The following is a 12867-nucleotide window of genomic DNA, read 5'->3' on the forward strand; positions in this document are numbered from 1 at the left end:
ATGCCCGATACCCTTCCCAAACGAATACTGCATTTTGCGGAAAAGCACCCGGAGGCAGTTATCCAGTACACGAAGGACGAAACCGGTACCTTTCAGCCGACGACATTTCCGGTATTCGTCCGGGAGTTCAAGGCCTTTGCTGCGGGACTGCATAACCTGGGAGTCAAAAAAGGAGACCATGTCGGGCTGATCAGCGAAAACCGCAAGGAATGGCTGATCAGCGATATAGGTATTCTCGCCCTGGGAGCTGCCGACGTCCCCCGGGGCTGCGATTCCACCGCCGAAGAAATAAGCTATATTCTCTCCTTCTCCGAGTGCCGGGTGATCATCATTGAAAACGAGGCCCAGCTGGCCAAGATCAACGCCCACAAAAAAGAGCTGGGTCACCTGAAGCATATCATCCTGATCGACGCCGGGGTAAACCCGGAAGGCTGGCTGGGGGTCAAACTCCACAGTTTTGCCGAGGTACTGGAAAACGGAAAGGAACTGTACGACAAACGCCCCGAACAGGTGGATACGAGCATCCAGGAGGGCGACAGGGACGACATTGCCACTCTCATCTTTACCTCCGGCACCACCGGAGTTCCCAAGGGAGTAATGCTCACCCACGGAAATTTTCTCCATCAGGTGGAAAACGTACCGAAGCTGATCAACACCGGTCTCGGGGACATCTGGCTTTGTGTACTGCCGGTATGGCACTCCTTTGAACGGATCATGCAGTACGTGGCCACCGGCTGGGGGTCAGCCCTGGCCTATTCCAAACCCGTCGGCAAGATCATGCTCGCCGATATGCAGCAGATAAAACCGACGTGGATGGCTTCGGTCCCCCGTATATGGGAGGCCGTACAGGCTGGAATATATCGGAACATCAACAAGGAGGGAGGAGCCAAGAAACTTCTCTTCTACTTCTTCGTCGCCGCCGCCGGAGCCTGGACAGGATTCAGGAACCGGCTGTACGGACTGCTGCCGGAATTCAAAAAGCGGATCCGGGTGCTGGATATCCTGATCGCTGTTCTCCCCTTCCTTCTGCTCTACCCTATCAAAGCCCTTGGAGATCTCCTGGTCTTCTCGAAAATCAAGGCCAAGCTGGGGGGAAATTTCGTGGCCGGCATTTCCGGCGGCGGAGCCCTGCCTAAATCGGTGGACCGCTTCTTTTCTGCTGCAGGGATTCTGCTTCTTGAAGGCTACGGCCTGACAGAGACCGCCCCTGTATTGGGAGTCAGGGACCAGAAGCATCCCGTTCCCGGAACAATCGGTCCGGTTTTTCCCGGTACAGTGATCGAAATCCGCGATGAGGAAGGAAATATACTGCCCCCGGGGCACAAGGGAATCGTATTTGCCCGGGGCCCCCAGGTAATGAAGGGCTATTTCAAACAGCCGGAACTGACCAGGGCGATACTTTCTCCCGACGGCTGGCTCAATACCGGTGACCTCGGTATGCTGACCTGGCACAACGAACTCGCGATAATGGGCCGTGTCAAGGATACCATCGTCCTTCGGGGAGGAGAAAACGTGGAACCCCTGCCCATCGAGCAGAAGATGCAGGAATCTCCCTATATTTCCCAATCCATGCTGCTGGGGCAGGACCAGAAATACCTGGCAGCCCTGATTGTGCCGGATTTTGAGGCCCTCCAGGACTATGCCTCCCAGAACAACCTGAGTTTTATGGACAGGGAGGATCTGCTGGGCAGCCCGGAAATAGAGGAGCTCATTAACGGGGAAATTCAGGAACGAATCAACGGAAAAAGCGGTTTCAAGTCCTTTGAGAGGGTCAACCGCTTCCGTCTTCTGACCAAGCCCTTCGAGGTTGGTGATGAGCTCTCCCAGAAGCAGGAAATCAAACGCCATGTCATCAACGAAAAGTACGAAAAGCTCATTCAGGAAATTTTTTCCTGATCTCCTGAACACGGTCATCGTTCCGGTTAAGAACCCCGAGGAGCACTTCTTCGGGGTTCTTTTTAGTTTGTAGTGCCTTGGTTCACAATAAAAAGAATCTCTTTGCTCATATATGACCAAAAAGATCAAAATGATTGACCAATGCAACATTATAGGGTATGCTTTTTAATTGAAAAGATATAGTATTACGAATATACGATTCTCATTGTATTTCTGGTCCCTGGTAATTACAATGAAGATGTCAAGAAGGAGTTACACTGCATGAAGCGTATTGTTATTCTTGGCGGCGGGTATGGCGGTATCGCCGCGGCTAAGAAGCTGGCAAAGATTTTCAAGAAAAACAACGATATCGAGATTACCATAGTCGACAAGAATACCTATCACACCCTTATGACTGAGCTCCACGAGGTAGCAGGATCAAGGGTGGATCCGGATTCGGTCATGGTCTCCTATGAGAGAATTTTCGCGAACACGAAAGTCAAGGTGATTACTGATTTTATCACCGGTATCGATTTCGAGAAAAAAGCCCTCGTCTCCGAGAAAGCGGCATACCCCTACGACTACCTGATTCTCGGAACAGGCGGAGCCCCGGAATTCTTCGATATCCAGGGGATTCAGGAGAATTCTTTCTCCCTGTGGTCTCTGGAAGATGCCATCCGCATTCGGCAGCACATAGAAGAGCGCTTCAGGCTGGCGGCCAAGGAACCGGATCCTGAACAGAAAAAGCAGATGCTTACCTTTGTCGTTGCCGGGGCCGGCTTCACCGGCATCGAGCTCGCCGGTGAGCTTATGGAACGCAGGGACGTACTCTGTGCCCGCTACCACATCGACCCCAGGGATGTACGGATCATCGTGGTCGAGGCCATGGATCGGGTCCTTCCGATCATTGAAGAGCCCCTGCGAAAGAAAGCCGAAAAATACATGCGGAAGCATGGAATTGAAATCATGCTCAAGTCTCCCATTGTCGCGGCGGAAGAAAACCTGGTTATCCTGCAGAGCGGGGAATCCATAAAAACGGAGACCTTTGTCTGGACCTGCGGTATCCACGGTTCCGAGTTTACCAGCCGCATCCCCCTGGAAAAGGGACATACCGCCAGAGGAGAATGCTCAATCGCCTCCGAAGAAGGCATCCATGGAATGTCAGGCTGCCGCTTCGAAGAGGATGAAACCTATATCGTCGGCAAACGGGGACGTATTCTGGTCAATAATCTGATGCAGACCGCCGATTACCACGACATTTACGCCGTGGGAGATAACCTCTGGTTTGTTGAGGAAGGAAAGGTCCTTCCGCAGATCGTTGAGACCGCTCTTCAGACCGGAGAGTGCGCCGCCGAAAACATTGCAGCGGACATACAGAGCAAAGACAAGAAGGGCTTTAAATCAAACTACCACGGTTTCATGGTATCCATCGGCGGACGCTACTGCGTCTCCAACGCGGGGGGTATCAAGCTTTCCGGTTTCTTTGCCATGGCCATGAAGCACATGGTCAACCTTCACTATCTCTTTGGACTGGCCGGTATAAATGCCTGCTGGGCATATCTCAAACATGAGTTCTTCCATATGGAGGACAAGCGGACCCTGATAGGCGGACATCTTTCCTACCGCATGCAGGGATTCTGGGCCGTTCCCCTGAGAATGTGGCTCGGACTTATGTGGCTCGTAGAGGGTGTGAACAAGATTGGAGAAGGCTGGCTCAATTTTTCCGCCGGCACAAAATCCGGCTGGATGTTCAGTAAGGGAGTAACCCAGGCGGGTGTCAAAGCAGCTGCGGATGCGGCCACTGCAGCCACCGGGGCCGCAGGGGATTATGCTGCGGACGCCGCGACTGCTGCTACCGGTGCCGCCGATGCGGCGGCCGAAACCGTCACAGCCGCCACCGGTGCTGCTGCAGACTATGCATCCGACGCGGTAAGCGCCGCCACCGGAGCAGTTGCGGATACCGCCGCGGAGGCAGTAAGCGCTGCTACCGGAGCCGTCAGTGCAGCCGCCGACAGCGCCCACGAGGCTTTCGGCCTGGTATGGGATACGGCCAAAACCATTATCCCCTACGATTCCGGATTCGTGACCTGGTTCAGGGAGATCTTCATGGACAGCATGGCCGCCTATATTCCGTACCAGCTCTTCCAGGTAATGGTTGTCGGGGTGGAGGTTCTCATCGGCCTTGCCCTCATCGGCGGGCTCTTTACCTTCCCCGCTGCCGGGGTCTCGATCATCATGTGCTTTGTGTTCATCTTCTCCGGAATGTTCAGCTGGAGTCAGCTCTGGTTCATCTTCGCAGCCATTGTTATGCTGGGCGGTGCCGGTCGAAGCTTCGGTCTGGATCACTATGTACTTCCCTTCCTGGGCAGGAAATGGCGCTCCATGTCGCTGGTACAGCGTTACCATCTGTACGGCGGCGAACCGGTTAACACGAAGAAAAAGCGTTAATACAACCGTGCGATCCGATTACATGCCGCATCCTGGAGCCGAACACCGGCTTCAGGATGCGTCTTTTTCTACAGCCAGTTCAGCATTTCTCGGCGATATCCTGGGAACCCCCCGGATGGCGGGTGAGCTTGACAATGTACGCAGCATAATCCTCGACTCCGCTGCCGAAAGTGCGGCCCTCATCCGGGAAAGCCTCGGGGAGATGATCAACGCCGGGGGAAAACTGCTGCGACCTGCCCTGGTACTTCTGGCAGGCTGGTACGGGGGAAAAAACCAGGAGACCCTTGGGGCCTTGGCCGCCTCGGTGGAGATGCTCCATATGGCCACCCTGGTGCATGACGATGTTCTCGATGATGCGCCTACCAGGCGGGGCAAACCGGCGCTGCACGTGACTGTGGGGGCCAAAGCTGCAATACTGATCGGAGACTATCTGTTTGCCCGCTGTTTCACCCTGCTCGATTCCCTCAAGAACAGGGAGATCGGCCTTCATGCCGCCCGGGCGGTGGAACGTATCTGCGACGGAGAGATCCGCCAGGACACGGAACGCTACTCCCTGGACGTAAGCATGCGCTCATATCTTCGGCGGATTTTCGCCAAGACCGCCGTACTTATTACCGCCTCCATGGAGCTGGGCGCGGAACACGGCGAGGCATCGCCGGAGGATGTTCAGCGCTTCAGGCGGATCGGGTACAACCTGGGAATGGGTTTCCAGGTCGTTGATGATCTGCTCGATTTTACCGGCACAGAAAACCGGACGGGAAAACCGCTGGGCCGGGACCTGAGTGCCGGAATTTTTACTGCCCCGGTAATCTATACCCTCGCCGGTCCCCGGGGCCGGGACCTGCGGGAGCTGCTTGCATCTCCTCCCTATAAACGCAGGGACAGGGATGCTGCGGTCTCTCTTATCCTGAAGGGCGACGGAATTGAACAGAGCCGCCGTCTGGCGAAGAGCTATACCCGACGGGCATTGAAAGAAATCGAAAGCCTTGAAAAAGGCGAAACCAGGAATCTTCTCGCCGCCCTTGCGGACAGCCTGCTTGTCAGGGAGATCTGAGAACCCCCTACATTCCTCAACAGTATACACCGGTATTCTTTCTTGCTGACAGATTTTATCCTGGAGAACCCCATCCCTCGCTATGTCGGATAGGGTTTTTTTATAATTTCTCTCTTTTTGTACACAATTTTGATATATACATCATGTTATTATAGCCCCAGGAACCAACATATGATACAATCATGAACAGTATATTACGTAAAAGGAGCTTCTGTATGGCAATTCGATCGATTAATCCTTCCACCGGCAGGCTTATAAAGGAGTTCACTCCTCTGACAGAACAGGAGATCGAAATAAAACTGTCCCTGGCGGCAGACTGCTTCCGGGAATACCGCCGATTCAGCTTTGAAGAGCGCGCAGGGCTGATGTTCAAGGCCGCTGATCTTCTGGAAAACCGCAGGGACGATTATGCCGGTCTTATAAGCGCTGAAATGGGCAAGACGATCCGGGATTCCCGGGCCGAGGTTGAGAAGTCAGCATGGGTATGCCGATACTACGCTGACAACGCGGCGGCGTTTATGGCCGATGAGATGGTCGCCACCGAGGCAAAGCAGAGCTTTGTCCGCTACCAGCCCATCGGGCCGGTTCTGGCTGTAATGCCCTGGAACTACCCCTTCTGGCAGGTGTTCCGATTTGCCGCGCCCGCCCTTATGGCCGGTAATGTGGGACTCCTCAAGCATGCCTCCAACGTGCCTCAGAGCGCCCTGGAGATAGAGCGTATATTTCTTCAGGCAGGCTTCCCGGAAGGAGCCTTTCAGACCTTATTGATTCCCGCCGGAAGAATAGCGGGCCTGACCGCCGACCCCCGCATAAAAGCAGCCACCTTGACCGGCAGTGAAGCAGCCGGCGCCAGCCTTGCGGCCAACTGCGGCGGGAATCTGAAAAAGACCGTCCTTGAACTCGGCGGAAGCGACCCCTATATTGTGCTCCCCGATGCCGACATGGAGAAAGCTGCTGCAACTGCAACCCGGGCGCGACTGGTGAACAATGGTCAGGCCTGCATTGCAGCCAAACGCTTTATCCTGCACCATGAGATTGCGGATGATTTTCTGAACCGCCTCGTTGCAGAGTACGGGAAGATACGGGTTGGGGACCCTGCGGATGAGTCTACCGATCTCGGTCCTCTGGTATCCTCCCAGGCTTTGGAGGAGATACGGGACCAGGTTGCTCAATGTGTCGCTCAGGGGGGAACGATTGCCTTCGGAAGAGATCCTGAGGAGCTCGAAACTTACAAAGACCCCGACTTGAGAGGCGGGTACTACTTTCCCCCCACGATAATCACCGGGCTAACCCAGGCTGCCCCCATATCAAAGCAGGAGATCTTTGGCCCCGTGGCAATGATTTTTCGTGCCCGTGATCTTGACGAGGCCATAGAGATCGCAAATGCGACGGAATTCGGACTTGGTGCGAGCGCCTGGACCGGAAATCCTGAAAACGCCGAACGACTGATCAATGAAATCGAGGCGGGTAACGTATTCATAAACAGCATGGTCAAGTCAGATCCCCGCCTTCCCTTCGGAGGAATCAAAACCTCCGGTTACGGCCGGGAACTGAGCGCTCTGGGTTTACGGGAGTTTACAAATATCAAGACCGTATGGGTGGACTAATTCCCGGTTGAAATGCTTACTCAGCGAGCGTAATGTCCCACAATCCGGCATTCACCGCGGATGTGCCCTTCCATGGCTTTAAGCAGTTCCTTTTTGTCAGCCCCCTGTTTCAGGCTGAGAAGGGTATCCAGGGCATACAGCTTGAAAAAATAGCGATGCCTTCCCGCCGGAGGACAGGGACCGCCATAACCGATACGGCCAAAGTCGTTCTTTCCCTGCAGACCGCCGCCGTCGAGGACTCCTTTCGCCGGCAGATCCTCGGGAAGAGCAGAAGTCTCGCCGGGAAGGTTATAGAGCACCCAGTGAACCCAGGTTCCCATGGGTGCGTCAGGATCATCACAAATCAGGGAAAAGGAACGGACCCCTCCCGGAACACCCGACCAGCTGAGAGGGGGAGAGACATCGCTCCCGTCGCAGGTATACTTTGCAGGAATAGACTCCCCGTCTCTGAAAACAGGACTTTCAATCTTCATGCATGCTCCTCCTATCTGATATATGCGGACTATATTCCTTCACCGGACCTGGAAAAACTTATCCTGGCCAGCAGATCAGGCTCGGGCAGAAAATCTATGGAGCCGTTGATCTGTGAAGCGAGCTGTTTGACAAGTTCACGGCTTAAACTCTTATCTGTATTCAGCATGGGAATGGATGTGAAAGTCTCACCGGTATTCCTGAACCCGATATGATATACCCCCTCGGTATCACGATAAAAATCGATACGCAGGCGAATGTTGCCGGGCCCATCATCGCTTTCCCCCAGAATAGTAAGCAGAAGTTCATGGACCATCAGACCAAGGGGCATCGCATAGTGGACATCCAGCGTAAGATCCTTTCCATGGACTTCGATACCGCCGGAGCCTGCTTTTCCCCCCGCCGCGGGCAGGGTCTCCGCAAGGACCCTGAGAAACTGGGTAAAATTCAGCAGCGACAGGTCCTCATTCTGATAGAGCAGGTTATGAATCATGCTCAGAGCGTGTACCCTGCTGCCGGTTATCTTCAAACCGGACTTTTCACGGTCAGGGGTATCGGTATCTTCCAGCTGTAAATCAATCAGACTGGCGATCAGTGCGAGGTTGTTTCGTACCCTGTGGTGAACCTCCTGCAGAAGGGAGTCCTTCTGCCGCAGGGCATGCATGAGCCGGGTCTCCACCTCCTTCTGTTCGGTAATATCGATGATCACGGAGTTCAGAATTGTACGATCCGGCAGCTGAACGGCACTGCTGAAGACAGCAACGTCCCGGAGAGACCCGTCCTTCAGACGATGCCTGAACTCAAAGTAGTTTCTTTTGTTCTCCGCAGCAGAGCGCATCTCCTCGAGGATTTCCTCTTTTGAAAGGGTATTGATATCCGGCACACCCATTGTACTGAGCTCGTCCCTGCTCCAGCCGTAAAAATTGACGGCAGCCTGGTTCGCATCCAGTATCCTTCCGTCGGCGGGGTTAAGAATCAAACGGGGAGCAAAGGTATCCTCAAAGAGGCTCCGGTACCAGGTCTCGCTGGTGTGAAGATCGCTTTTGGTCCTGATCAGCTCCTGCTGCTTCAGAAAGAGAAGCAGGATCACAACCAGAGCAGGCGGATACAGCAGCATCACCCAGACTCCGATGGAGCGTATTACCGAAATTCCCAGAGAGCCGGGTAAGGTCAGCTGACAGAGAAGCATTGTTGCGTGAACGGCAAGCCCCAGAAACCACAGATTCACAGGACGCTGCCAGGCCGGGTTTCGTCTGCGAAGAAAAAAGAAAAGAGTTCCGAGCGCGGCTGATTCGATAATGGTGAGGACCCCGGCAAGAACCCCGCCCCCCCCAGGTAGATCCGGTAGGCAGCGGTAATGGATGCGGCGATGAACGCGGCGGCAGGACCGCAGATATAACCTGCGGCACTCAGCACAATGGACCGCCCGTCATAGATCACCCCGAGGGCAAAGACCATGGGGGTCATCATTCCGACAAGTCCGACACAGGCAAAAAGCAGACCGGCAAGAAGAGAAAAGAAGGGGTTTTCCCTCTTGAGTCTGGTATGGATCTGTTCGTACCCCACGGTAAGGGCTACCAGGAGCGCTATGTTATGTACCAGATCAAGAATAATCATATACAGGCACCTCTAAAAACGTGGCATTTTTACCATAGTCAAGGAGGAATGATTTTGCAGCCCCCGCAAACTCTTGTGCAACAAGAGTTGAGGACCGCGGAAAATCTCGACGACGCAGGATATGGGAAAAAGAACAATTTTTTAAGGTGCCCATACGTTTACCTTGAAATCTATCACAACCTTATTCAAATCCCAGGACTGCCTTTTATTTCCGCCTTTGTTTCACCGAATCTGCTTACCACCACGATTCCGGCAGCGATCAGGGCGACACTGAGAATCAGCCAGGGGGACAAGACCTCTCCCAGAAGCACACCGCTTAAAATGACACCGAACAAAGGAGTAAAGAACGAGAAGGAGGTTATTACGCTGGCATTGTAGCGCCGTAAAAGGCTGGTGAGCAGAATAAAGCAGAAGCCTGCCACCACTACACCCTGATAGAGAATAGCGGCGACAACCGCAGGATTTATCCTGTACTCATAGGAGCCTTCGAAAATGAACGTCACCGCCAGAAAAGCCGGAACACTGAATACCGACTGCCAGAATACCAGCTTTACCGGATGCAGCCCCTGGGTCATTCTCTTGGTAACCACCTGTCGCAGACCGAGAAGAATACAGCTGCTGAACACGATGAGATCACCCGCAATCGAACCTGCACTGCCGACTATGAAGGCTTCCCCGAATATGAGCGCCACACCGCTGAAGGAGACAGCCATGCCCAGGATCTTACCGCCGTTCAGGTGATCTCCCCGGATCAGCAAATGGGCGAAAAGGGCCGTGGCAAAGGGATAAGAGGAGATAAGCACCGTTGCATGGGCCGCCAGAGTCAGGGAGGTCCCTATATTCATCGTAAGTATCTGTACCACAAAGAGGGCCACAAGACCCAGTAAAAAAAGGAGTTCCTCCTTAACGAGCTTCAGGGAAATTCCCGCGAACCTTGCATAGGGCCAGACCGCCAGGGCTCCCAGAAAAAAGCGGACCGCCGCAATGGCCGCCGGAGGCATACCGCTGGAGGCGATCTTTATGGAAACCGTATTACCGCCCCATAAGGTTGCGGAAAGAAAAGCCAGGAGACCTGCCCCAAGGGTAAGCCTGTCATTCAGTATGGATGAGTCCTTCATTCCGGTGAGTGTAGGAACCCCGGCCCTTTAGGTCAAGCGCCGGAGGTGTAAGAACGTCAATCTTGAGGACAGGTCTCCCGTTCGAGTTCCGACAGGAACAGAAGGGCTTCCTGCCTGTTCGATCCGCACATACCGGGATCGGGACGCAAAGCGGCACACACCGCCGGGTAATCGGGAGAACCATGAATACTGCAGCGGAAATGTTCATCAAGATTGACGCAGGGTACCCCCGCGGGTTTTCCATCGGGCATTCCGGGAATGGAGGATGAGATGGATATGGCGATGCAACAGGCTCCGCAGCCGGCCCGGCAGGTCATTCTTCAGCCGCCCAGCTTCGCGAAGAGACTTCGGATTGTATCGTCATAGTCGGGAACTCCACCGGAGCGGGCGGCAGTAAAGGAGCCCAGGGCGGCGCCGTAGCCGGCAGCTTCGAAGGGATCCTTGCCCCGCCCCAGGGCATACATGAAGCCGGCGGAAAAACTGTCCCCTGCCCCCACAGCGTCGGCCACCTCCACCGGTTCAACGGGTATCCGACGCAGGATTCCACCGGACAGGAGGGTAACCCCGTCCTTTCCCCGGGTTACAATAAGGCTTTCCAGTCCGAACTGCTCTGTCAGTCTGTTCATATGTTCTTCGGGGCTCCCGGTCCCGTCAAGACCGAACATCTCAGCCACAAGATCCAGTTCATCATTATTGAGCTTTACAATGGTGGCGTGCCGGAGGGACACATCGATAATCTCCCGGGAATAGTAGCTCTGGCGAAGATTGACGTCATAAAAGCGATGTCGGGCCCGGACCTTCTCGAAAAGTGAACGCAGGGTTGTGCGGTTGATCTCGCTGCGCTGTGCCAGGGTTCCAAAGTAAAAGCAGTCCCAGTCTCCCGCCTGAATTGCGGCCAGTTGTTCATCCTTGAGACGGATACAGTCCCAGGCGACTCCCTCGTGTATTGTATAGGAGGGCTGCCCGGCTTCGAGTTCCACCGTCACAGTCCCCGTCGGGGCATCGCCGACACGATTGATGTAATCCGCCTGAATTCCGTGCCTCACAAGAGCATCGAAACCCCTGTCGCCCCGCTCATCGTTTCCGAGAGCCGAAACCAGATACGATTCCCCTCCCAGTTTTGCCAGATGGGCCGCAAAATTGAGGGAAGCCCCGCCTATATGCTCAGTATCGCCGATTATATCCCAGAGAATTTCACCGAAGGAGATAGCTTTCATGGACTCATAGTATCATGACAGGGGACATCTGGGAAATAATACTGAACGATTTGCGAGTATCGTCTATTCCCCATGTTTGATTTTCCTGCTATCGTTCCCTCTATAAGATAACCGGGGATAGTAAAAATGCCAGATTCAACTCTGCACAATAAGCTTGGGAAAAACTTTTTTCTGAACGCCCTTGACGGCATCTCTTTTCTTACGGGAATGATCTTTCTCTCCCCGGAAAGTGTTCTGCCGGTCTACATCGAACGCCTCGGAGGTTCCCCCTTCATACTGTCCCTTATTCCGGTTCTGCGCAATATCGGGGTCTTTTTCCCTTCCATCTTTGTGGCCAGATATATTCAGACCCTGCGTTACAAGAAGCCCTATATTCTGATTACCGGAGCCTTCCAGCGGGTTCCCTGGCTTCTGGCAGCCCTGAGCGGCCTGGCCTTTGGCGCGGAATATCCGGGGTTTGTCATCTTCAGCCTGATGCTTGCCCTCTTCATTACCCAGGGAACCACCGGGATCGCCGTTCCCGCTTTCTTTGATCTGACGGCAAAGACCATTCCCATAAACCTTCGCGGCCGTCTTTTCGCCGTAAGGAACCTGGGAAGCTATCTGATCGGACTTGCCTGCGGAGGAATCATCATTCGTATTATGAACACCGTCCCGTTTCCCGACAACTTTCCCCTGCTCATGATAATCGGTTTCTCTTTTCTCATGATCTACCTGCCCTCCCTCGGTTTCTATTCCGAACCCCCGAGCAGACGGATACGATTCTCAACCGAACCATTGGGGAGTTTTCTGCGGGGCCTCCGGCAGATCCCCAGGGAGAACCGGGATTTCGGACGCTATATTCTTGGCAGGGTATTTTATACCCTGGCCTTTACCAGCTATTCCTATTTCGCGGTGCACCTGGTTCGCCGCTTTTCCCTGCATGAGAGCGAGGTGGGCCTTTTTACCATGATTACTGCGGCGACCTTCATTGTAGCAAATCCACTGCTTGGGGAGCTTGCCGACCGTAAAGGGCATCTCTTTAACCACCTTATCGGTGCCCTGTCCCTGATAATCGGAAACCTGGCGGCCCTTTTTGCGGGCTCCTACTCCCTGGCCCTGATCAGTATCGCAGCAGGAGCGCTGACTCTCTGCATAAACAACGTGTCCCAGTTTGCCATTGTCATCGAGTTCGGCCAGGACTTCGAAATCCCCGTGTATATCGGTATCGTCGGGCTGGCGGTGGGAATCTCGTCCCTGTCCATCATTTTTCTCGGATACCTCTCCTCCATCTTCGGGCTCGGGGTAATCTTCTGGTTTTCCCTGGGAGCCTCCGTCCTGAGTCTTGGAATTTTCACCACAGTTACCGAGCCGAGAAAACACCGGCCACCCACGGTTGTGGACGCGCGGTGATCAACAGGAAAACACGGCTTAGCTCCATTCTCATGGTCTTTCCCCTTGACACCTTTCCGCTGAACCTG

10 protein-coding genes and 1 pseudogene are annotated in these 12867 nt (G+C 54.2%); 5 read left to right on the forward strand and 6 right to left on the reverse strand.

Going from position 1 to position 12867, the window contains the following annotated elements; genetic code table 11:
- The 4 genes from B4O97_RS08100 (at position 1) to B4O97_RS08115 (ending at position 6984) form a co-directional block, all read left to right on the forward strand.
- Positions 1-1896 (forward strand): AMP-dependent synthetase/ligase, encoded by a 1896-nt coding sequence (locus tag B4O97_RS08100; protein WP_083049867.1) that lies wholly within the window; start codon positions 1-3, stop codon positions 1894-1896.
- 261 nt (positions 1897-2157) lie between these two features.
- Positions 2158-4323 (forward strand): FAD-dependent oxidoreductase, encoded by a 2166-nt coding sequence (locus B4O97_RS08105; RefSeq protein ID WP_083049869.1) that lies wholly within the window; start codon positions 2158-2160, stop codon positions 4321-4323.
- Positions 4324-4345: 22 nt separating this feature from the next.
- The gene (locus tag B4O97_RS08110; RefSeq protein WP_158084209.1) at positions 4346-5377 is read left to right on the forward strand and encodes a polyprenyl synthetase family protein; all 1032 of its coding nucleotides are present in this window, start codon (positions 4346-4348) and stop codon (positions 5375-5377) included.
- 215 nt (positions 5378-5592) lie between these two features.
- Positions 5593-6984: an NAD-dependent succinate-semialdehyde dehydrogenase gene (locus B4O97_RS08115; RefSeq protein ID WP_083049871.1), complete on the forward strand. Its 1392-nt coding sequence runs from the start codon at positions 5593-5595 to the stop codon at positions 6982-6984.
- 20 nt (positions 6985-7004) lie between these two features.
- Here B4O97_RS08115 and B4O97_RS08120 read toward each other — a convergent pair whose 3' ends face one another.
- From B4O97_RS08120 to B4O97_RS08145, 6 genes and pseudogenes are all read right to left on the reverse strand, one after another.
- The gene (locus tag B4O97_RS08120; RefSeq protein WP_083049872.1) at positions 7005-7457 is read right to left on the reverse strand and encodes a YbhB/YbcL family Raf kinase inhibitor-like protein; all 453 of its coding nucleotides are present in this window, start codon (positions 7455-7457) and stop codon (positions 7005-7007) included.
- Positions 7458-7486: 29 nt separating this feature from the next.
- Positions 7487-8572, reverse strand: coding sequence for a sensor histidine kinase (locus B4O97_RS08125; RefSeq protein ID WP_408606636.1), 1086 nt, complete (start codon positions 8570-8572; stop codon positions 7487-7489).
- Between the two features lie 18 nt (positions 8573-8590).
- A pseudogene (locus tag B4O97_RS08130) lies at positions 8591-9072 on the reverse strand (LytS/YhcK type 5TM receptor domain-containing protein); the annotation flags it as partial.
- Positions 9073-9257: 185 nt separating this feature from the next.
- Positions 9258-10190 carry a DMT family transporter gene (locus B4O97_RS08135; protein WP_083049875.1) on the reverse strand — a complete coding sequence of 311 codons (933 nt, stop codon included), beginning with the start codon at positions 10188-10190 and terminating at the stop codon, positions 9258-9260.
- Positions 10191-10246: 56 nt separating this feature from the next.
- Positions 10247-10507, reverse strand: coding sequence for a YkgJ family cysteine cluster protein (locus tag B4O97_RS08140; RefSeq protein WP_083049876.1), 261 nt, complete (start codon positions 10505-10507; stop codon positions 10247-10249).
- A gap of 3 nt (positions 10508-10510) precedes the next feature.
- Positions 10511-11407, reverse strand: a complete 897-nt coding sequence (locus tag B4O97_RS08145) for a carbohydrate kinase family protein (RefSeq protein ID WP_083049877.1) — start codon at positions 11405-11407, stop codon at positions 10511-10513.
- 126 nt (positions 11408-11533) lie between these two features.
- Between B4O97_RS08145 and B4O97_RS08150 the strand changes: the two genes are divergently transcribed.
- Entirely contained in the window at positions 11534-12799 is a 1266-nt protein-coding gene (locus B4O97_RS08150) for an MFS transporter (protein WP_083049878.1), read from the forward strand.
- The last annotated feature ends 68 nt before the right edge of the window (positions 12800-12867 follow it).

Origin of the sequence: Marispirochaeta aestuarii (assembly GCF_002087085.1) — a bacterium.
Classification (GTDB): domain Bacteria; phylum Spirochaetota; class Spirochaetia; order JC444; family Marispirochaetaceae; genus Marispirochaeta; species Marispirochaeta aestuarii.

Excerpts from the sequence above, each read along its gene's own strand:
- B4O97_RS08100 (WP_083049867.1), top strand. The coding sequence starts at position 1 with ATGCCCGATACCCTTCCCAAACGAATACTGCATTTTGCGGAAAAGCAC.
- B4O97_RS08105 (WP_083049869.1), top strand. The coding sequence starts at position 2,158 with ATGAAGCGTATTGTTATTCTTGGCGGCGGGTATGGCGGTATCGCCGCG.
- B4O97_RS08110 (WP_158084209.1), top strand. The coding sequence starts at position 4,346 with ATGCCGCATCCTGGAGCCGAACACCGGCTTCAGGATGCGTCTTTTTCT.
- B4O97_RS08115 (WP_083049871.1), top strand. The coding sequence starts at position 5,593 with ATGGCAATTCGATCGATTAATCCTTCCACCGGCAGGCTTATAAAGGAG.
- B4O97_RS08120 (WP_083049872.1), bottom strand. The coding sequence starts at position 7,457 with ATGAAGATTGAAAGTCCTGTTTTCAGAGACGGGGAGTCTATTCCTGCA.
- B4O97_RS08125 (WP_408606636.1), bottom strand. The coding sequence starts at position 8,572 with ATGCTGCTGTATCCGCCTGCTCTGGTTGTGATCCTGCTTCTCTTTCTG.
- B4O97_RS08135 (WP_083049875.1), bottom strand. The coding sequence starts at position 10,190 with ATGAAGGACTCATCCATACTGAATGACAGGCTTACCCTTGGGGCAGGT.
- B4O97_RS08140 (WP_083049876.1), bottom strand. The coding sequence starts at position 10,507 with ATGACCTGCCGGGCCGGCTGCGGAGCCTGTTGCATCGCCATATCCATC.
- B4O97_RS08145 (WP_083049877.1), bottom strand. The coding sequence starts at position 11,407 with ATGAAAGCTATCTCCTTCGGTGAAATTCTCTGGGATATAATCGGCGAT.
- B4O97_RS08150 (WP_083049878.1), top strand. The coding sequence starts at position 11,534 with ATGCCAGATTCAACTCTGCACAATAAGCTTGGGAAAAACTTTTTTCTG.